This is a genomic window from Brevibacterium picturae (assembly GCF_030453725.1).
Classification (GTDB): Bacteria; Actinomycetota; Actinomycetes; order Actinomycetales; family Brevibacteriaceae; genus Brevibacterium; species Brevibacterium sandarakinum_A.
Genome location: NZ_JAKDJU010000015.1, coordinates 13,304 through 33,934, shown reverse-complemented (window position 1 = coordinate 33,934; position 20,631 = coordinate 13,304). Strand labels below are relative to the sequence as shown.

General features: G+C 63.8%; 15 protein-coding genes. 4 read left to right on the top strand and 11 right to left on the bottom strand.

From position 1 onward, the window contains the following. Positions 1-161: 161 nt before the first annotated feature. A complete protein-coding gene (locus L0G76_RS03240; RefSeq protein WP_304355896.1) occupies positions 162-1,139 on the bottom strand; it encodes a heme o synthase in 978 nt (325 codons plus the stop codon). A gap of 351 nt (positions 1,140-1,490) precedes the next feature. On the opposite strand from L0G76_RS03240, the gene tkt reads away from it, so the two are divergent. Genes tkt through L0G76_RS03225 form a run of 3 tightly spaced genes read left to right on the top strand, consistent with a single transcriptional unit; the run spans position 1,491 to position 6,294 of the window. Beyond that, positions 1,491-3,572 (top strand): transketolase, encoded by a 2,082-nt coding sequence (gene tkt / locus L0G76_RS03235; RefSeq protein ID WP_304355895.1) that lies wholly within the window; start codon positions 1,491-1,493, stop codon positions 3,570-3,572. Beyond that, the gene (gene tal / locus L0G76_RS03230) at positions 3,569-4,672 is read left to right on the top strand and encodes a transaldolase (RefSeq protein ID WP_304355894.1); all 1,104 of its coding nucleotides are present in this window, start codon (positions 3,569-3,571) and stop codon (positions 4,670-4,672) included. The genes tkt and tal overlap by 4 nt, the downstream gene beginning before the upstream one ends. Then, complete coding sequence (locus tag L0G76_RS03225; protein ID WP_304355893.1) at positions 4,669-6,294, top strand: glucose-6-phosphate isomerase; 1,626 nt, start codon at positions 4,669-4,671, stop codon at positions 6,292-6,294. The genes tal and L0G76_RS03225 overlap by 4 nt, the downstream gene beginning before the upstream one ends. Positions 6,295-6,527: 233 nt before the next feature. Here the strand turns inward: L0G76_RS03225 and secG are convergent, their stop codons facing one another. The 10 genes from secG to L0G76_RS03175 form a co-directional block, all read right to left on the bottom strand. Further along, a complete protein-coding gene (gene secG / locus L0G76_RS03220) occupies positions 6,528-6,773 on the bottom strand; it encodes a preprotein translocase subunit SecG (RefSeq protein ID WP_092108193.1) in 246 nt (81 codons plus the stop codon). Positions 6,774-6,816: 43 nt separating this feature from the next. Further along, positions 6,817-7,602 carry a triose-phosphate isomerase gene (gene tpiA / locus L0G76_RS03215; protein ID WP_304355892.1) on the bottom strand — a complete coding sequence of 262 codons (786 nt, stop codon included), beginning with the start codon at positions 7,600-7,602 and terminating at the stop codon, positions 6,817-6,819. A gap of 14 nt (positions 7,603-7,616) precedes the next feature. After that, the gene (locus tag L0G76_RS03210; RefSeq protein ID WP_304355891.1) at positions 7,617-8,834 is read right to left on the bottom strand and encodes a phosphoglycerate kinase; all 1,218 of its coding nucleotides are present in this window, start codon (positions 8,832-8,834) and stop codon (positions 7,617-7,619) included. Beyond that, on the bottom strand, positions 8,831-9,832 hold the full coding sequence (gene gap / locus L0G76_RS03205; protein ID WP_304355890.1) for a type I glyceraldehyde-3-phosphate dehydrogenase: 1,002 nt from the start codon (positions 9,830-9,832) through the stop codon (positions 8,831-8,833). The genes L0G76_RS03210 and gap overlap by 4 nt, the downstream gene beginning before the upstream one ends. Positions 9,833-9,841: 9 nt before the next feature. Next, entirely contained in the window at positions 9,842-10,825 is a 984-nt protein-coding gene (gene whiA / locus L0G76_RS03200; RefSeq protein WP_304355889.1) for a DNA-binding protein WhiA, read from the bottom strand. A 26-nt stretch (positions 10,826-10,851) separates the two neighbouring features. After that, positions 10,852-11,847, bottom strand: a complete 996-nt coding sequence (locus tag L0G76_RS03195) for a gluconeogenesis factor YvcK family protein (RefSeq protein WP_304355888.1) — start codon at positions 11,845-11,847, stop codon at positions 10,852-10,854. Between the two features lies 1 nt (position 11,848). Then, positions 11,849-12,745 (bottom strand): RNase adapter RapZ, encoded by an 897-nt coding sequence (rapZ, locus tag L0G76_RS03190; RefSeq protein WP_304355887.1) that lies wholly within the window; start codon positions 12,743-12,745, stop codon positions 11,849-11,851. Positions 12,746-12,879: 134 nt separating this feature from the next. Continuing rightward, positions 12,880-14,739 (bottom strand): excinuclease ABC subunit UvrC, encoded by a 1,860-nt coding sequence (gene uvrC, locus L0G76_RS03185; RefSeq protein ID WP_304355886.1) that lies wholly within the window; start codon positions 14,737-14,739, stop codon positions 12,880-12,882. Beyond that, entirely contained in the window at positions 14,732-17,602 is a 2,871-nt protein-coding gene (gene uvrA, locus L0G76_RS03180; protein ID WP_304355897.1) for an excinuclease ABC subunit UvrA, read from the bottom strand. Before uvrA ends, uvrC begins: the two co-directional genes overlap by 8 nt. Positions 17,603-17,617: 15 nt before the next feature. Next, positions 17,618-20,143, bottom strand: coding sequence for a DEAD/DEAH box helicase (locus tag L0G76_RS03175; protein ID WP_304355885.1), 2,526 nt, complete (start codon positions 20,141-20,143; stop codon positions 17,618-17,620). Between the two features lie 66 nt (positions 20,144-20,209). Here L0G76_RS03175 and L0G76_RS03170 point away from each other — a divergent pair, with 66 nt between their 5' ends. Beyond that, a complete protein-coding gene (locus L0G76_RS03170; RefSeq protein ID WP_304355884.1) occupies positions 20,210-20,500 on the top strand; it encodes a YciI family protein in 291 nt (96 codons plus the stop codon). Positions 20,501-20,631: the final 131 nt, after the last annotated feature.

The window sequence follows — 20,631 nt, the reverse complement described above, 5'->3', positions numbered from 1 at the left end:
CGACGGCAGATCACCGCGTGGCATAAGTGCCCACGTAGAGCATTTATGCGCTACACAGACACTTATGCCACGCGGTGACCTGTGCAAAAGGGCCCTACCGCGCGGCTGTGTGCGATGAGTGAAGTGGGGTGAAGATGAGTGAAGTGAGGTGAAGCTGGGGCCTACCAGAATCCGGGGAGGACGAACGGGTCGATCGCGACCGCGAGGAAGAGCAGCGACAGGTAGGTGATCGAGCCGTGGAAGACCTTCATCGCCCGCAGTGAGGTTCCGTTCTTGCCCTGCTTCGCACGCGAGACGAGAGCGTAGCAGGACCACAGGAACCAGGCGCCGGCCAGCACCGCCACACCCGTGTAGACCGGGCCCATCGGGGCAAGCGGGATGAGCGCCAGAGAGCACAGCACCATTGCCCAGGTGTAGGCGATCATCTGGCGACCCACGTTCGTCGGCGGCACCTTCGACGGCAGCATCGGAACCTCTGCAGCGTCGTAGTCAGCCTTGTACTTGATCGCCAGTGGCCAGTAATGCGGCGGCGTCCAGAAGAAGACGACGAGGAAGAGCAGGAGCGCTTCCCAGGCCAGTCCACCGGTGACGGCCGACCAGCCTATGAGCACGGGCATGCACCCCGCGGCGCCGCCCCAGACGATGTTCTGGGTGGTGCGGCGCTTGAGGACCAGGGTGTAGAAGACCGCGTAGAGCAGAATCGCGCAGGCTGTGAGCCCGGCGGTCACCCAGTTCGTGAAGCCGCCGAGCCAGAAGATCGATCCCAGACCGAGGACGAAGGCGAAGATGAGTGCTGCTCGTGGTGTGATCTCACCGGTCACGAGTGGCCGGTGCTTGGTCCGTTCCATCTTCGCGTCGATGTCACGATCGACATAGCAATTGAAGACCGACGCGGAAGCTGCGGCCGCAGCGCCGCCGATGAGCGTGTTGATGACCAGCCAGATATTCGGCATTCCCTGTGCAGCGAGGAACATCACCGGCGCCGTGGTCACGAGCAGGAGTTCGATCACTCGAGGCTTGGTCAGTGCGATATAGGCACTGATGACCGAGCGCGGACGTTTCGAGAGACGTTCCTCGTCGATTGTCCTCTGCAGAGGGCGTTCACTCTGCTGGTCCTGGTTCTGACGAAGTTCACTCACGCCCTCGATTCTACCCCCTGTCGAATATTTTGCCAGTCGGCGGACCCTGTGTTTCTGAGCCGAATTGTGGGCCAGACTTGTGGGCCAGATCCGATATCCTCGCTGCCTGCTCGACCATCGTGGCGATGCGTGTTCGATCACCATTGCCAAGTGCACCACCGCGGCCGCTGGTGCCGGCAGACCATGAGGCAGGATGTCGATTTCGTCACTGTGATCGTCTCTTCGCCCACGCTGCTCCCTCCGTGAAGCCTGCTCGGGCGACCGCACACCATCTCACCCCTGGAGTTTGAGACCCGGCGCGGTAGAGTTTGAGTGCACGCCTCTCAGCCGAACGAAGGATCGCTCGAAGACATGAACTCCCTGTCCTGGACAGAACTCGACAATCGCGCAGTCGACACCGCCCGCCTCCTCGCCGCCGATGCAGTGCAGAAGGCCGGACACGGTCACCCCGGAACCGCGATGAGTCTGGCACCCGTTGCGCATTACCTCTACCAGTACGGCCTCAATCATGATCCCTCCGATCCGACCTGGGCTGGCCGCGACCGCTTCGTTCTCTCCTGCGGGCACAGCTCGCTGACCCAGTACATTCAGCTCTACCTGTCGGGCTTCGGTCTCGAACTCGACGATCTGAAGGCCCTGCGCACCTGGGGTTCGCTGACTCCCGGTCATCCGGAGGTCGGCCACACTGCAGGCGTCGAGATCACCACCGGCCCGCTGGGTTCCGGCCTCGCCTCGGCGGTGGGAATGTCCATGGCCTCTCGTCGTGAACGCGGGCTCTTCGATCCTGAGGCTGCACCCGGAACCTCCCCCTTCGACCATTCCGTCGTGGTCCTGGCCTCCGACGGCGACCTCGAGGAGGGCGTCTCGGGTGAGGCGTCGTCGCTGGCCGGAACCCAGGAGCTGTCCAACCTGATCGTGATCTGGGACGACAACCGGATCTCCATCGAAGACGACACCGCCATCGCCTTCGGCGAGGACACCGCCGCACGCTACGCCGCCTATGGATGGCACGTGCAGCACGTGGACTTCAGGGCCGGAGAAGAGTACAAGGAAGACGTGGAGGCCTTCCACTCGGCCATGGAAGCTGCGAAAGCCGATTCTCGGCCCTCTTTCATCCGCCTCTCGACCATCATCGCCTGGCCCGCCCCGAACGCGCAGAACACCGGCGGCTCGCACGGCTCCGCACTCGGGGCCGACGAGGTCAAGGCGACCAAGGAGATCCTCGGCTTCGACCCCGAGGCGACCTTCGATGTTCCCGGCGAGGTCCTCAACCACACGCGTTCGGCCCTGGATCGCGGCCGCGGAGCCCATATCGAATGGGACAAGTCCTACAAGGCCTGGCGCGAGGCGAACCCGACCAACGCCGAACTCTTCGACCGTCTGACCAAGCGCGAACTTCCGGAAGGGCTCGACAGCGAGTTCCCCGTCTTCGAGGCCAGCGACAAGGGCATCGCGACTCGCGCCGCCTCCGGACAGGTCCTCAACGCCATCGCGGCAAACATGCCTGAGCTGTGGGGCGGATCCGCCGACCTCGCCGGATCGAACAACACGCTGATCAAGGGCGATCCGAGCTTCCTGCCCGAGCATCGTTCGACCGGCGCGTTCTCCGGCAACGAATACGGCCGCAACATCCACTTCGGTGTCCGCGAGTTCTCTGCCGGACTCATCGGCAACGGCATCGCCCTCCACGGCGGCACGCGCCCCTACACCGGAACCTTCCTCGTCTTCAGCGACTACCAGCGTCCGGCCATCCGCCTGGCCGCCCTGCAGCAGCTGCCGAACGTGTTCGTGTGGACACACGATTCGATCGGCCTCGGCGAGGACGGCCCCACACACCAGCCGATCGAGCATCTGTCCGCGCTGCGCGCGATTCCCGGTCTCGATCTGGTGCGTCCGGCCGATGCGAACGAGACCTCGGTCGTGTGGCGCAAGATCCTCGATCGCACCGACGGCCCCAGCGGACTCGTGCTCACCCGTCAGGCGGTCCCCGTCCTCGACCGTGAGAAATACGCACCCGCCTCGGAGGCTGCCCGCGGCGGCTACGTCCTCCACGACACCGCCAATGAGCCAGAGGTCGCCATCCTCGCCAGCGGCTCCGAGGTCGCCATCGCGGTCACCGCAGCCGAGGAGCTGCAGGCCGCAGGCACTGCCGCACGTGTCATCTCGATGCCGTGCCAGGAATGGTTCGACGCCCAGCCCGAGGATTACCGTCGCGCGGTCCTCCCCCGTGGCCTCAAGGCGCGTGTGAGCATCGAAGCCGCATCGGCGATGAGCTGGCACAAGTACCTCGGCGACGCCGGTCGTGCCGTGTCGATCGAACACTTCGGTGCTTCGGCCGATTATGCGACACTGTATGAGAAGTTCGGAATCACCTCGGCGGCCGTCGTCACCGCCGCCGAAGAATCGATCGCAGCGGCGAAGGCGGACGCATGAGCAGCAATCTGACAAACCTGAGCGAGCACGGAGTCTCCATCTGGCTCGATGACCTGTCACGGACCCGGCTCGAATCCGGTGACCTGGCACGGCTCATCGAGGACTCGAACGTCACCGGAGTGACGACGAACCCGACGATCTTCGCCAACGCCATCGCCGGGTCCGACAGCTATGACTCCGCCGTCGCCGAACTCGGAGCCGACAAGGCCTCCGCCGATGAAGCGATCGAGTCCCTGACCACGTCGGATGTCGCCGCGGCGGCCAGGCTCTTCCGTCCCGTCTACGACGCCACCGACGGTGAAGACGGGCGTGTGTCGATCGAGGTCGCTCCCCCGCTGGCCCACGATGCTAAAGGCACTGTTGCGGCGGCCAAGGCATTGTGGGAGCGCGTCGGCGAACCCAATGCGATGATCAAGATCCCAGCGACCGAAGCCGGACTGCGCGCGATCTCCGACACCATCGCGGCAGGCATCAGCGTCAACGTCACCCTGGTGTTCTCACTGACCCGCTACCGTCACGTCGTCGAAGCGTTCCTCCAGGGTCTGGAGAAGGCACGAGCAGCGGGACACGATCTCAACCAGATCAAGTCGGTGGCCTCGATCTTCGTCTCTCGCGTGGACGCGGAGATCGACGCACGGCTGGACGGTCTCGATGACCCGGCCGCGGCCGAGCTCAAGGGCCGGGCGGGCATCGCGAACTGCGTGCTGGCCCATGAGATCCACTCGCAGCTGTTCACCTCCGAGCGCTTCCGGGTCCTCGAGCTCGCAGGTGCCAAGCCACAGCGGCTGCTGTGGGCCTCGACCGGAGTGAAGAATCCCGACTACCCGGACACGATGTACGTCTCGGGGCTCGTTGCTCCGAACACCGTGAACACGATGCCCGAACCCACGATGCAGGCCTTCGCCGACCACGGTGAAGTCACTGCCGAGATCTCGCCGGAGAACTACCGAGCCGCCGACGAGGTCTTCGACCGACTGGCACGGCTCGGAATCGACTATGCGGAGGTGATGACCGTGCTCGAGACTCAAGGACTCGAGAAGTTCGACGTCAGCTGGGCAGAGCTCCAGGACACGATTCGCACTGCATTGGACCACTCATGAGGCTGCGACACAGCGTTCCGGTCGCCGAGGACTACGACGCCGAGGTGGCTCGCCTCCTGGACTCGCGCGTTGCCTCCCGCCTGGCAGCGAAGGATGCATCGCTGTTCACACCAGATGGACAGCAGCCGGTGCCCCGCATGGGTTGGGTGGACCTGCCCCAGCGAAGCACCGACCTCATCGATGAGATCGAATCCCTGCGCTCCCGACTGGACGCGCAGGGGCTGCGCTCGATCAGTCTGACCGGGATGGGCGGTTCGTCCCTCGCCCCGGAGGTCATGGCCCAAGCGGCCGGGGTCAGACTCGAGGTTGTGGACTCCACGGACCCCAATCAGGTCGCCGAGGCGATCGGGACCGATCTGTCGCACACGGTGCTCATCGTTGCGTCCAAGTCGGGGACGACGATCGAGACCGATGCGATTCGCCGAGCATTCTCCGACGCCTTCGAATCGGTCGGCATCGATCCTGCGTCGCGGCTGATTGCGATCACCGATCCGGGAACCGAGCTCGACGTCTTGGCTGCCGATCAGGGTTTCCTGGCGACCTTCCACGCCGATGAGTCGGTCGGCGGACGCTACAGTGCGCTGTCCGCGTTCGGCCTCGTCCCGGCCGGTCTGGCCGGCGTCGACGTTCGGGAGATCGCGGCGTCGGCGGCAACAGCCGTCGACGGTTTCGGCACCGACGCGCCGAACAACCCAGCTCTGCAGTTCGGGACCTGGTTGGGCATCGGGCACGCCCGGGCAACCGAGAAGCTCGTGCTCGCGGAGACCGCCCCGGCGTTGTCGGGATTGAGCAACTGGGTCGAACAGCTCGTGGCCGAGTCCCTGGGCAAGGACGGTCAGGGGATTCTGCCGGTCGTCGTCGACGGTGCCGATGACGTCGGCTTCTTCGATGCCCGAGCCGATGCCATGCTATGCACGCTGGGGCCCGTGACCGCTGTCGAGGCACCGTCCGGGTTCGACTCCGAACTCGACGGCGGCCTCGGCGAATTGTTCGTGTTCTGGGAGTTCGCCACAGCGATCGCCGGATACAGCATCGGCGTCGACCCCTTCGACCAGCCAGATGTGGAGTCGGCGAAAGAACATGCCAGGCAGTCCCTGTCACATTACTCCTCCGCAGCCCTGGCACAGCCCGCGTTCCGCGAGGAGCAGATCGAAGTCTTCGGTGACGTCGAAGAGACCACCGATCTCGTCAGTGCCGTCGGAGAGCTCTTCGCACAGGTCGACGAGTACGGATACGTCGGGGTGCAGGCGTTCCTCGACCGCATCGCCGACGCCGATGCCCAGGATCTCCGAGCATTGGTCTCACAGCATTCGGGTGTGCAGGCCACATTCGGATTCGGACCCCGCTATCTGCATTCGACGGGTCAATACCATAAGGGAGGACACCCGAACGGGGTGTTCCTGCAGATCACAGCCGAGCCCCGGACGGATCTGCTGGTTCCGGGGCGGAGCTATGGCTTCACCGAACTGCAGCGCGCCCAGGCCCTCGGCGATGCCGCAGCACTGGAAGAGAAGGAACGCCCCGTGCTCAGGGTTCACCTCCTCGAGCGTTCGCGGGGCCTCGAGCAGCTGCGCCGGGCGATCGCTGCTGTGGAACCTCGACACCACTACGGAGTCGACTGATCTCTCCCGGCAGAAACGCTTCTGCGCGCAGCAACGCCTCTGCGCACGATGAAGGACCCTGACCGATCGGTCAGGGTCCTTCATCGTCGCACGTGGATCACGAAACAGACGTTCGGTGGGCTGAGGCGCTGCCCGAACAGGCCCGGCCCTCGCTCCCGGGCATTGACTGCGCAACTCGGACGTCGACTGCGCGGCTCAGACGTCTACCGCACAGCCGGACGCCGGTTCACCTCTCAGGCGTTGAAGCGAGTGATGAGACCCAGCAGGATGATGCACGCGCCCCAGACGATCGCCGTCAGAGTCGTGAATCGGTTGAGGTTGCGCTCAGCCACGCCCGACGATCCCAGCGATGAGGACATGCCGCCACCGAACATGTCCGACATGCCTCCACCCTTGCCCTTGTGCATGAGGATGAGGAGAATCAGGAAGATGCTCGTGAGAACGAGCAACGCGATGAGTATGATGTTGAGGATTTCCACGTCGAGTACTACCTATATTTCGTCAGAGGATGTGTTGGTCAGTCTACTTTGCCACTGCGGCCTTGCACAAAGCGGCGAAGTCGGGCCCGTTGAGGCTGGCTCCCCCGACGAGTGCACCGTCGACGTCATCGGAGGCCAGAACCTGCGCGACGTTGTCGGTCTTGACTGAACCGCCGTAGAGGATTCGAGTGCTCGCGGCCAGCGAGGCGCTGTAGCGCTCGGCCAGTCGTGCCCGGATAGCGGCTGCCATTTCGGCCGCGTCCTCTGCCGTCGCTGTCTCCCCCGTGCCGATCGCCCATACGGGTTCGTACGCGATGACGAGCCCTTCGAGAGCGGCGGAGTCGAGATCGGCCAATGACTCTTCGAGTTGTGTGAGGGTGAAGTCCACGTGGGTCTTCTCCTGGCGCTGCTCCAACGACTCTCCGATGCACAGGATGGGGGTGATCTCCTGTGCCAGCGCCGCCTTGACCTTGGCCGCGACGATGTCGTTGGTCTCGTGATTGTTCGCACGCCGTTCGCTGTGTCCGACGACGACATATGTGCAGCCGAGGCGAGCCAGGAACGATGCGGCGATCTCTCCGGTATGTGCCCCGGGACCGTGCTGCGAAACGTCCTGCGCACCGTAGGTCAGCCACAGCTTGTCGCCCTGGATGAGGGTCTGCACGGAGCGGATATCGGTGAAGGGAGGAATGACGACGACATCGCATTGCGTCTCGTCGAGTTTGGCGTCTTCGAGTGCCCAGGCCAGTTTCTGGACGCTCGAGATCGCTTCGAGATGATCGTGGTTCATCTTCCAGTTGCCGGCCAGCAGCAGGGTGCGGTCGCTCATTGTCGTCTTCTTTCTCACGCGAGGGCTTCGAGTCCGGGCAGGGTCTTGCCTTCGAGGTATTCGAGGCTGGCGCCACCGCCTGTGGAGATGTGGCCGAATTCGTCATCGGCGAAACCGAGCGTGCGCACGGCCGCAGCCGAGTCACCTCCGCCGACGACCGTCAGACGCTTTGTCTCACTATCGGATCCGGTGGTCAGAGCGGCCGCGACGGCCTTGGTGCCGGCGGCGAATGCAGGGAACTCGAAGACGCCCATGGGCCCGTTCCAGAACACGGTGTTCGAGGCCGAGATCACCTCGGCGTAGGCGTCAGCCGATTCGGGGCCGATGTCAAGACCCAGACCGTCGCTTCCAGCCGGTGTCGATTCGAGTTCCGCAATGGGGCGCACCCAGTTCTCGGCGTCGGCGGCGAAGGAGGCTGCCACCACGATGTCCGTGGGCAGAATGACGTCTGCTCCCCCGTCCTCGGCTCGCTTGAGGTAGTCCCTGACATCATCGATCCGGTCTGTCTCGACCATGCTGGAGCCGATGTCGTGGCCGAGTGCGGCGAGGAACGTGAAGACCATTCCGCCGCCGATGAGCAGATTATCCGCTCGGTCGATGAGGTTGTCGATGACGCCGAGTTTGTCGGAGACCTTCGATCCGCCGAGGACGACCGTGAACGGGGCCTGCGGAGCGTTCAGCAGTCGATCGCTGACCTCGACCTCGGTTTGGACGAGTGATCCGGCATAGTGCGGCAGCAGGGCCGCGATGTCATACACCGAGGCCTGTTTGCGGTGCACGACGCCGAAACCGTCGGAGACGAAATCATCTGCCAGCTCAGCCAGCTGCGCGGCGAATGCCCGTCGTTCGTCGTCGTCCTTCGATGTCTCGCCGGGGTTGAAGCGGAGGTTCTCAAGCAGAAGGACCTCGCCGTCGCCGAGTGCCGCCGCCTTGGTCGTCGCTTCATCACCGACGGTGTCGGCCGCGAATGCGACGTCCCGGTCGATCGCCTCGGCGAGTTCCGGAGCCAGCGGATGAAGCGAGAACTGAGGATCGGGTGCGCCCTTGGGACGTCCCAGATGGGACATGACGATCACCCGCGCCCCCGCCTCGGCGAGGGCCCTGATCGTGCCGGCCGAGGCCAGGATGCGACCACGGTCGGTGATCGTGCCTTCGTCCATCGGCACGTTCAGATCACTGCGGACGAGGACCGTGCGGTGGGCGAAGATCTGCGGGTCGTCGTATGTCCTCATTTGTTCCTTTCGCCGAGGATGTAGCTGACCATGTCCTTGAGGCGGTTCGTGTAGCCCCATTCGTTGTCGTACCAGGCCACGACCTTGATCTGGTTCCCGAGCGTCATCGTCAGCTGCGAGTCCACGATCGCCGAGGCGGTGGTTCCGACGATGTCGGTCGACACCAGAGGTGCCGTGCTGTATTCGAGATACGGCGAGGACTCGGCGGCCTTCGCCAGGATCTCGTTGACCTCGTCGGTCGTGGCAGCCTGCTTCGGGGTGAAGGTGAAATCGATGATCGACCCGGCGGGGACGGGAACGCGGACCGCGAGTCCGTCGAGCTTGCCGGCCAGGTGCGGCATCACCCTGCCGACGGTGCGAGCGGCACCGGTCGTGGTCGGGACGATGTTGACGGCCGCAGCACGGGCACGTCGCAGATCGCGGTGCGGCCCGTCGACGAGCATCTGATCGCCGGTGTAGGCGTGAACGGTGTTGAGCAGGCCGGATTCGACGCCGACCGCATCGTCGACGGCCTTGACGATGGTGGCCATGCAGTTCGTCGTGCACGAGGCGTTGGAGACGACTGTGTGCTGGGCCGGGTCGAAGTCGGCTTCGTTGACGCCCATGACGAAGGTTCCGTCGACGTCTTTGCCCGGCGCCGACAGCACCACCGTCTGCACGGACCCGCCGAGGTGGGCCTCGGCCTGGTCACGTCGGGTGAACCTGCCGGTGGACTCGACGACGAGCTCGACGTTGTGTGACGACCAGTCGATCTTCGACGGGTCCGCCTGACTGAGCACGGAGATGGTTCTCCCATCGACGGTCAGCGAATCTTCGCCGGCCTCGACGGTGCGTTCGAACCGCGGCCACACGGAATCATAGGTCAGCAGGTGAGCCAGGGTCTCGGTATCGGTGAGGTCATTGATGGCGACGACTTCGAAGTCGGACGAGGGATCGAGGGACAGACGGTACAGGGCACGACCGATACGGCCGAAGCCGTTGATAGCGATTTGTCTCATGCCTCGATCTTAGCGATCTTCGAGCATTTCCGGGGTGAGACTGGACTCTGTTCCAGGAATTCCCAGATCTTCGGCATGTTTGTCTGCTGTGGACAGCAAGCGGCGGATCCTGCCGGCGACGGCGTCCTTGGTCATCGGCGGATCGGCAAGTTGGCCCAGTTCCTCCAATGATGCCTGTTTGTGTGTCACGCGCAGCTGGCCGGCGTAACGCAGGTGTTCGGGGACTTCGTCACCGAGGATCTCGAGGGCGCGTTCGACTCTGGCTCCGGCAGCGACTGCGGCTCGGGCGGAACGCCGCAGGTTCGCGTCGTCGAAGTTGGCCAGACGGTTCGCCGTCGCACGCACCTCTCGTCGCATTCGGCGTTCCTCCCAGACGAGGACGGCGCTGTGGGATCCCATGCGGGTGAGCAGGGCCGCAATGTCGTCGCCATCGCGGATGACGACGCGATCGACACCGCGGACCTCGCGGGCCTTCGCGCTCAGCCCCAGACGCCTGGCGGCGCCGACGAGGGCGAGAGCGGCTTCGGGCCCGGGACAGGTGACTTCGAGGGCGGACGAGCGACCGGGTTCGGTCAGTGAGCCGTGGGCGAGGAATGCTCCGCGCCAGGCTGCTTCGGCATCGGCGACGGATCCGTTGACGATCGCCGAGGGGAGCCCGCGCACGGGTCGTCCCCGGTTGTCGACGAGACCGGTCTGGCGCGCCAGTGCTCCCCCGTCGCGGGTGACTCTCAGGAGATAGCGGTTGGAGCGGCGGATCCCGGCGGCGTTGATGACCACGATATCGGCGCACTGGCCGTAGAGATCCTTGATCTCGCTGCGCAGACGTTTGGCCGCCTGGGCGGTGTCGAGCTCGGCTTCGAGCACGATCGACCCGTTGACCAGGTGGAGGGCGGAGGAGAAGCGGAAGATCGCAGACACTTCGGCTTTGCGAGCAGAAGTGCGGGTGATCGTCACCCGTGCCAACTCATCCTTGACCTGAGCGGTCAGTGCCATAGTTCATCCTCCTGCAACCGAATTTCCTACCACTGCTCATCCACGCCGATCCCGGCGTCCACCAACATGTCACGGTAACACGCGGCGAGCTTGAGGCTGTCATGCTGTCCCGCCCGTCTGGAGCGCAGCGGACGGGCCCATATTTTGGCGTTGAACATCTCACGTGCGCACCGCTGCAGGTCAGGCTCCACCCGGACTGCGGCCTCATCGACGAGCACATAGTTCAGCTCGAGAGAGGGGGCGTGTTTGTGCAGTGACGCGAGGTGTTCGCTGAGACTGAGATCTCGTGTTTCACCGTCGCTGGAGCTGAGGTTCAGCGTGAGGGACTTCACCGCGGAGGACTGCCCGATCGCCTCGGCGAGTGAGGGAACGAGCAGATGCGGCATCACCGAGGTGTACCAGGAGCCGGGTCCAAGATTGAGCACATCTGCCTCGGCGACGGCTTCGATCGTTTCGTGCCGTGCCGGTGGCACGGGTGGATCGAGACGGACGGTTTCGACATGCCCCAGGGTGGAGGCGAGCACGGACTGGCCGCGCACGACCTGGAAGGATCCCGGGAACTTCACATCGGCCTCGATCGTCAGCGGAATCGAGGACATGGGCAGGACTCGACCGTGGGCGCGCAGAAGCTTGGCCATCCAGTCGAGGCCGGCGACATGGTCACCATGGATCTGCCACAGGGCGGAGATGAGCAGGTTGCCAACTGAATGCCCGCTGAGTTCACCGTCGGAGTCGAACCGGTGCTGGATGACGTCCCGCCAGGTCTTGCCCCAGTTCCCGTCATCGCAGAGAGCAGCCAGAGCCATGCGCAGATCGCCGGGCGGAAGCCCGCCGAGTTCGTCGCGGAGCCTGCCGGAGGAACCGCCGTCATCGGCGACCGTGACGACAGCGGTCAGCGATTCGGTCAGCAGGCGGAATGCGCGCAGTGCGGCGTAGAGGCCGTGGCCTCCCCCGAAAGATACGATCTTGGGCCCTTTGTCTTTGGCTGCAGGGATGATCTGCGGGAGATCCTCGGTCTCCATCTCACTCTCTCCCCAGATCACGATGGCGCACGGTGACCGGGATGCCGGTCTGCGCGGCCAGGCTCTTGGCAACGCGTTCGCTGATCGCCACGGAGCGGTGCTTGCCACCGGTGCACCCGATGCCGATCATCGCGTAGCCGCGACCTTCGTGGAGGTAGCCCTGTGAGACCGTGTCTAAGGTCGCGGTGTAGCGTTCGATGAATTCCTCGGCGCCGTTCTGCCCCAGCACGAAGTCGGCCACGTCGGAGTCGAGACCGTTATGTCCACGCAGGTGCGGGATCCAGTACGGGTTCGGCAGGAAGCGGACATCGGCGACGTGGTCGGCGTCCTTCGGCAGACCGTATTTGAACCCGAAGCTCATCACGGTCAGTCGCAGCAGAGGGGTGTCGTCGGTGCTGAAGCGTTTGCGGACCTGGGTGGAGAGCTGGTGGACGTTGAGCTCTGAGGTGTCGATGATGATGTCGGCACGGTGTTTGAGGGATTCCAGGGCCGAGCGTTCGCCTTCGATCCCCTCCAGCAGCGTCCCTTCGCCTTGCAGCGGGTGGGGGCGGCGAGTGGATTCGAATCGTCGAACCAGCACCTCGTCGGCGGCATCGACGTAGAGGATACGCAGGGAGAGCCCCTGATCGATGAAGTCGCTGATCGTGTCTTCGAGTTCCGCGTACTTCGCCCGACCCTTCGAGTCGGTGACGATGGCGATCTTCGGCAGCGCCCCGTCGGCACGGGCGACGAGTTCGACGAGGGGCCGCATCATCTGCGGGGGCAGATTGTCGACGACGTACCAGTCCATGTCTTCGAGCACATTGGCCACGGTGGTCCGACCTGCTCCGGACATTCCCGTCACGAGGACGACCTCGATGGGATGATCGGCGCCGTTCGATTCGGCCTGCGTGCTCACACGTCCTCCTTGGGCTGCGTGGTTGAAGACAGCTGTCGAGAACTACTCTAGGGCAGATGTCGCCCAGCGGGCTCAGTGCCTGGCGAACTGTCGGTTCACGAGGGCCGCGACCTCAACCTCAGAGGGCCGCGAGGTCAGTCGGCGAGGGCCGCCGCGACCTTCTCGGCCAGGGCCGGTCCGATTCCCTGGACCTCGCAGAGTTCGTCGACGCTCGCGCCTCGAACCTTCTTCACCGAGCCGAAATGACGCAGCAGCGCCGTCCGTTTGGACTCGCCGAGGCCCGAGATGTCGTCGAGGACGGAGCTGGTCATCGCCTTCGCCCGCTTCGAACGGTGGTAGCTGATGGCGAAGCGGTGAGCTTCATCGCGCAGGCGCTGCATGAGGAACAGCCCCTCGGAGTTGCGCGGCAGGATGACAGGGAACGGATCATCAGGCACCCAGACCTCTTCGAGCCGTTTTGCCAAGCCCACCACAGAGATGTCGACGATGCCCAGGTCGTGCAGCGCTCTGGTGGCCGCCGCCACCTGTGGGCCGGCTCCGTCGACGACGAGGAGGCTGGGGCGGTACCCGAAGCGTTCGTCGGGTTCATCGGAGCTCATCTGTTCGAGGTAGCGGCTGAATCGCCGTGAGACGACGTCGTACATCGAGGCCGTGTCATCGGTTGCGGCTTCACCGTGGATGGCGAAGTGACGGTAGTCGCGCTTCTTCACGAGTCCGTCTTCGAACACCACGAGTGAGGCCACGACGTTGGAGCCCTGGGTGTGAGAGATGTCGATGCACTCGATGCGCAGAGGCGCTTCGGGCAGGGACAGATACTCCTGGATCTCCTTGAGTGCCGTGCTGCGGGTGGTCAGGTCGGAGGAGCGTTTGAGTTTGTGTTGGAGCAGTGCCTCTTTCGCGTTCTTGGTCACAGTCTCGAGAACGGCCTTCTTCTCCCCCCGTTCCGGGACCCGAACGGTGACCCTGGACCCGCGCTGCTCACTCAGCCAGCTCTCGAGCGAGGCGATATCGGCGGGGACCGTGTCGACGAGGATCTCGCGGGGAATCGCGTCCGCATCGAGTCCCGTGTACGCCTGGCGAAGGTAGTCGGTGGTGAGTTCGGCCGGGGTGTGATCATCGGAGCGTTCGATGATCCAGCCGCGCTGTCCGCGGATGCGTCCCTGACGGACGTGGAAGACCTGCACTGAGGCTTCGAGCTCCTCGGTGACCAGGGCGAACACATCGCAGTCGGCATTGACGGAGAGGACGACTGCCGACTTGTCGAGCACCTTCTGCAGCGCGGTGATCTCGTCTCTCAGGCGGGCCGCGCCTTCGTAGTCGAGCTCCTCCGCGGCCGCGGCCATCTCCTTCTGCCGGTAGCTGATGAAACGTCCGGTGTTGCCGGACATGAAGTCGGAGATGCTGCGGGCGAGGTCCTTATGACCTTCCACACTGATCTGGCCCACACAGGGGGCAGCGCATTTGTCGATGTATCCCAACAGGCAGGGACGTCCGCTGCGTTCGGCTCGTCTGTACACTCCCGCAGTGCAGGTGCGCATCGGAAAGGCCCGCAGCAGCAGGTCGAGTGTGTCCTTGATCGCCCACACTTGGGCGAAGGGCCCGAAGTACTTCACACCCTTGCGGCGTTTGCCCCGGGTGATGAAGGCCCGGGGCACCTCGTCGTTCATCGTGATCGCGAGGTACGGGTAGGACTTGTCGTCGCGGAACATGACGTTGAACCGCGGATTGAACTCGTTGATCCATGTCCACTCGAGCTGCAGCGCTTCAACCTCTGTGTCGACGACGGTCCATTCCACCGAGGCGGCCGTGTGGACCATCGTCGAGGTGCGCGGATGCAGCTGCGCGGGGTTCGAGAAGTACGAGTTCAACCGATTACGGAGGTTCTTCGCCTTCCCGACGTAGATCACCCTCCGGTCTGGGTCCCGGAATTTGTAGACCCCGGCCGAGGTGGGAATGCTGCCCGTGGCCGGGCGGTAGGACGCTGGGTCAGCCATCGAGCATCACTTTCAGGAACCGTCCGGTATGGCTGGCCTTGTTGTCGGCGACCTCCTCCGGGGTTCCCTGGGCGATGATCTGGCCACCGCCGCGTCCGCCCTCGGGACCCAGGTCTATGACGTGGTCGGCATTGCCGATGACGTCGAGGTTGTGCTCGATGACGATGACCGTGTTGCCCTTTTCGACGAGGCCCTGCAGGACGCTCAACAGCTTCGCGATGTCTTCGAAGTGCAGTCCCGTGGTCGGTTCGTCGAGAACGTAGGCGCTGCGGCCTCGGGAGCGCTTCTGGAGTTCGGCCGCAAGCTTGACGCGCTGGGCTTCACCACCGGAGAGCGTGGTCGCGGGCTGGCCCAGCCGAACATAGCCCAGGCCGACCTCGACCAGGGTATTCAGGTGACGGGAGATGGCGGGAATCGCGGCGAAGAACTCGGCCGCCTGTTCGATGGGCATCTCGAGCACCTCGGCGATGGACTTGCCCTTGAACGTCACTTCAAGGGTCTCCCGGTTGTACCGTGCTCCCCCGCAGACCTCGCAGGTCACGAAGACGTCGGGCAGGAAGTTCATCTCGATCTTGATCGTGCCGTCGCCGCTGCAGTTCTCACAGCGCCCGCCCTTGACGTTGAAGGAGAACCTGCCCGGCTGGTAGCCGCGGACCTTTGCCGATTCGGTCTCTGCGAACAGGCGCCGAATGCGGTCGAAGACACCGGTGTAGGTCGCGGGGTTGGACCGTGGGGTGCGACCGATCGGCGATTGGTCGACGTGGACGACCTTGTCGAGATTGTCCAGCCCGGTGACTCTCTTGTGCCTGCCCGGGACCTGTGAGGCACCATTGAGGACGTTTGCCATCTGGGTGTAGAGGATCTCGTTGACCAGGGTCGATTTGCCGGAGCCCGAGACACCGGTGATGGCGGTGAGTACGCCGAGGGGGAAGGAGACCGTGACGTCGCGGAGGTTGTTCTCGACGGCCTTTTCGACCGTGACGACGCGGTCCTTGTCCACCGGCCGACGGGTCGTGGGGACCTGGATGGCTCGGCGTCCGGCGAGGTAGTCGCCGGTGATGGACCGTTCGGCGTCCTTGAGTCCGGGAACCGGTCCGGAGTAGATGACCTCTCCCCCGTGCTCACCTGCGCCGGGGCCGATGTCGACGATCCAATCGGCCGATTCGATGGTGTCCTCGTCGTGTTCGACGACGATGAGGGTGTTGCCGAGCTCCTTGAGCTTGTTCAGGGTCTCAATGAGTCGCCTGTTGTCGCGCTGGTGGAGGCCGATCGAGGGTTCGTCGAGGACGTAGAGCACCCCGACGAGACCCGAGCCGATCTGAGTGGCCAGTCGGATGCGCTGAGCCTCACCGCCGGACAGGGAGCCCGCGGGCCGGTTGAGGCTGAGGTAGTCGAGGCCGACGTCGAGGAGGAAGCCCAGTCGGGCATTGATCTCCTTCATCACTTGGGCCGCCACGGCCGCATCGCGGGAGTCGAGCTCCAGCTGTGAGAGGAATTCAGCGGATTCGTCGAGTGCCATCTCGGAGACCTCGGCGATCGATTTGCCGCCGACCCTGACGGCCAAAATCTCCGGCTTCAGTCGGGCACCGTTGCAGCTGGCACAGGGGATCTCGCGCATGTAGGACTCGTAGCGTTCCCGCGACCAGTCCGACTCGGTCTCCTCATGCTTGCGCTGGATGTACTGGTAGACGCCTTCGAAACCGGTCGAGTATGTGCGTTCGCGACCGAACCGGTTCTTGTACTTGACGTGGACCTTGTAGTCTTTGCCGGTCAGAATCGCTGATCTGTCCGACTTCCGCAGATCCTTCCACGCCGTCGCCATGTCGAAGCCCAGTTCGTCTCCGAGGCCCTTGAGGAGACGATTGAAGTACTTCGTCACCTGTTTTCCGCCTGCCCAGGGGGCGATCGCTCCCTCGCCGAGGCTCTGGTCCTCATCCGGAATGACGAGAGTCTCATCGACCTGCAGTCGAGTGCCGATGCCGTCGCATGTGGGGCACGCACCGAAGGGCGAGTTGAAGGAGAATGCCCGAGGTTCGATCTCGTCGATTGCCAACGGGTGCTCGTTCGGGCAGGACATATGTTCGGAGAAGGTGCGGGTCACGCCCTCATCGACCATCTCGACATCGATGCGTCCGTCGGCGAGGCCGAGTGCAGTTTCGACGGAGTCGGTCAGGCGGGGGCGCAGTCCCGGCTTGGCCACGAGACGATCGACGACCACGGAGATCGTGTGTTTGTACTGCTTCTCCAGGGTGGGCGGTTCGCTGAGGCTGACCTGCTCCCCGTCGACGATGGCACGGGCGAATCCTTTGGCCTGCAGTTCGGTGAAGAGGTCGACGAACTCACCCTTGCGGGATCGGACGATGGGGGCCAGGACGAGGAACTTCGTTCTGTCCTCGAGTTCGAGCAGCTGGTCGACGATCTGCTGCGGGGTCTGCTTCGTGATGATCTCACCGCACACGGGACAGTGCGGCACGCCGATCCGAGCCCACAGCAGGCGCAGGAAGTCGTGCACCTCGGTGATGGTGCCGACCGTGGATCGGGGGTTGCGGGAGGTCGACTTCTGATCGATCGACACCGCAGGTGACAGGCCTTCGATGAAATCGACATCGGGTTTGTCCATCTGGCCCAGGAACATCCGGGCATACGAGGACAGCGACTCGACATAGCGGCGCTGCCCCTCGGCGAAGATCGTGTCGAAGGCCAAGGAGGACTTCCCCGACCCCGAGAGACCCGTGAAGACGACCATGGAGTCGCGAGGCAGAGCGATCTCCACGTTCTTGAGGTTATGGGCGCGCGCGCCCTTGACCCACAGAGTGTCGAGATGTGACACACCTGCCGACTGCTCACCGCTGTTAGTTTTCATCACCTGACCACTGTATTACTCGGCACTGACATTGCTCGAATGCGGGCGGGAGCTGATCTCTCCGACCGCGAGGATCCGGAGCACGATGTCTCCGGCTTCGTCACTGGCGGGCACGTCCACCTCGGCGTCGATGGCCCAGTCCTTGTTGTCATCGGGATCGGCCAAGGTCTGACGGACGGTCCAGGTCTGTGAACCAGGTTCGATCGAGATATATTCCTTCCCTCTGGCCTTCCCATCGGTGAGGAGGTCGCCGTACTCGTCGTAGAAGTCCTCGATCGCGTCCTCCCAGGCACCGGCGTCGAAGCCGCTGTCGGAATCGAGTCGGCCAAGCTCTGCGTAGTCGGCGCGTTCGGCCAGCAGCACGCGATGGAACAGCGCATTGCGCACCTCAGCGGTGAAGACCCTCGCGTTGTCGGAGAACTTGCGGTCGAGGTCGGGCAATTCCTCGTCCGCGAAGTCCGCCGGGGACAGCCCCTGCAGGGTCCGCCATTCGTCGAGCAGGGACGAGTCGGTTCTCGCGATCGTCTCCCCCAGCCATTCGATGATGGTCGAGAGTTCGTCCGTCCTCTCGTCGGCAGGGACATTGTGCGTCAGTGCACGGAACACATCGGTGAGGTAGCGCAGCACGCTGCCTTCGACCCGGGTGAGACTGTAATAGCCGATGAACTGGGTGAAGCCCATCGCCTGTTCGATCATGTCGCGCACGACCGACTTCGGTTCGAAGTTCCCGGCTCGCAGCCACGGGTGGGCTTCGATGAAGTGTTCGAAGGCGGGCTCGAGAATCTCTGCCAGGGGTTTCGGTCCTTCGATCTCATCAAGGATGGCCATGCGCTCGGGGTATTCGAGACCATCTGCCTTGAGTTCGGCCAGGGTGTCCTTCTTGATCCGATCGAGTTGGCCTTTGAGGACGGGAAACGGCACCGGTGTGGTGGATTCGACGAGCGAGACCACGTCGAGGGCATAGGTCTCCGACTCCGTGTCGAGCAGTTCGAGTCCGGCGAGCACGAATGGGGCCAGTGGCTGGTTGAGGGCGAACTGCGGTCCCAGATCCGTTGTCGGCACCAGTTCGTCCCCCCGCGTTTCGATGAGCCCGGCATTGATGAGAGAGCGACCGATGCTCAGAGCTGTGAGCTTGAGGTCGAGGTGGCGTTCGCGGCTCTCGTGGGTCTTGTCGATGAAGTCGCTGATCGTGGCCGCGTTCGAGCCGGGGCGTGCGACCAGGTTGAGGATCGTCGAATGATCGATCTTCATGCGAGAGCGCAGGGATTCGGCCTGTGATTCGATGAGTTTGGTGAAGGTCTCCTCCGACCAGCCGACGAACCCGGCCGGGGCTGACTTCTTCTTGACCTTCTTCTTTTTCTTATCCGCGTTGGCCGCTTTGGCCTCGGCGCGCATATTCTCGATGACATGCTCAGGCGCCTGGGCGATGACATAGCCGCGGGTGTCGAATCCGGCACGACCGGCACGACCGGACAGCTGTTGGAATTCGCGGACGCTGAGTTTGCGCATTCTCCGACCGTCGAACTTCGTCAGCCCGGTCAGCAGCACGGACCGGATAGGGACGTTGATGCCGACGCCGAGTGTGTCTGTGCCAGAGATGACCAACAGCAGCCCCTTGAGCGCGAGCTGCTCGACCAACCGGCGATATTTTGGCAGCATGCCGGCGTGGTGGACGCCGACTCCGTGCATGAGCAGTTTCCGCAGACTCTGCCCGAATCCCTTCGCGAAGGTGAATCCCTTGATGGCTGCCGCGACCGCAGCTTTCTGGTCCTTCGATGCGAGGTCGACGGACAGCAGTCCTGTGGCCAGATCGATGGCGCCGGCCTGGGAGTAGGACACGACGTAGACGGGAGCTTTGTCGTTGCGCACCAGGGAGCGCAGTGTGTCGGAGAGGGTCTCGGTGGAGTATTCGTAGTCGAGAGGGACCGGTCGAGTCGCCGAGGTGACGACGGAGCTGTCGCGACCGGTGGTGTCTTCCATGGTGCGGCAGATTTCACTTGTGTCTCCGAGTGTGGCCGACATGAGCACGAACTGCGCTTGGGGCATCTCGAGCAGGGGCACCTGCCAGGCCCAACCACGTGAGGGATCGGCGACATAGTGGAATTCGTCCATGACGACCATGCCCGCATCGACCAGACCGCCTTCGCGCAGCGCCTGGTTCGCGAGGATCTCGGCCGTCGCACAGATCACGGGTGCGTCACCGTTGACAGTGGAGTCTCCGGTGATCATGCCGACGTTCTCAGGTCCGAAGGCATCGATGAGGGAGAAGAACTTCTCGCTCACCAGCGCCTTCAGGGGTGCGGTGTAGTAGGCCCGGATCCCACGAGTGAATGATTGGTAGAGGGCGAACAGCGCGACAAGGGACTTGCCCGAGCCTGTGGGTGTGGCCACGATCGTGTTGTCGCCGGCCAGAATGTCGAGGATGGCTTCATCCTGTGCCGGGTACGGTTCGATTCCCAGCTCTTCGCAGTATTGGCCGAAGGCCTCGTACACTGCGTCTTCATCAGCGAATTCCGCTGGGATCTCCTGCAATCGCACCACAGCTATGCACAGACCTTTCCGTTTAGACTGATGTCCATCCTATTGATCGAACCTCAGGAGTTTCAGATGCCGGTTTTCGCCGTCACCTATGTCTATGGACCGGATACAGACACCCGGATGGAATCACGACCTGCCCATCGCGCGTGGCAGGCCGAACTGCACGAAGCCGGAACCATTCTGGCCTCGGGGCCACTGGACGATGAACCCGTTCCCGGAGGTCTGCTGCTTCTGCGGGCCGCCGACCGGTCAGAGATCGAACGCCTGCTGGCGACCGACCCCTATGCGTCGATCGGCGTGATCGACGAAACGATCGTTCGAGAGTGGACCCCGGTCTTCGGTCCATTCTCCCAGAGCTGAGCGCTGTCTCCCAGAGCTGAGAATCAGATCCTCGGGTGAGACCAGTCGTCACGGCCTGAGACAGTTGAGAACTGCGTGCGCGGGTGTCCCCGTTCGGGCGGACACCCGCGCACAGTTGCCACGTCTGCTCT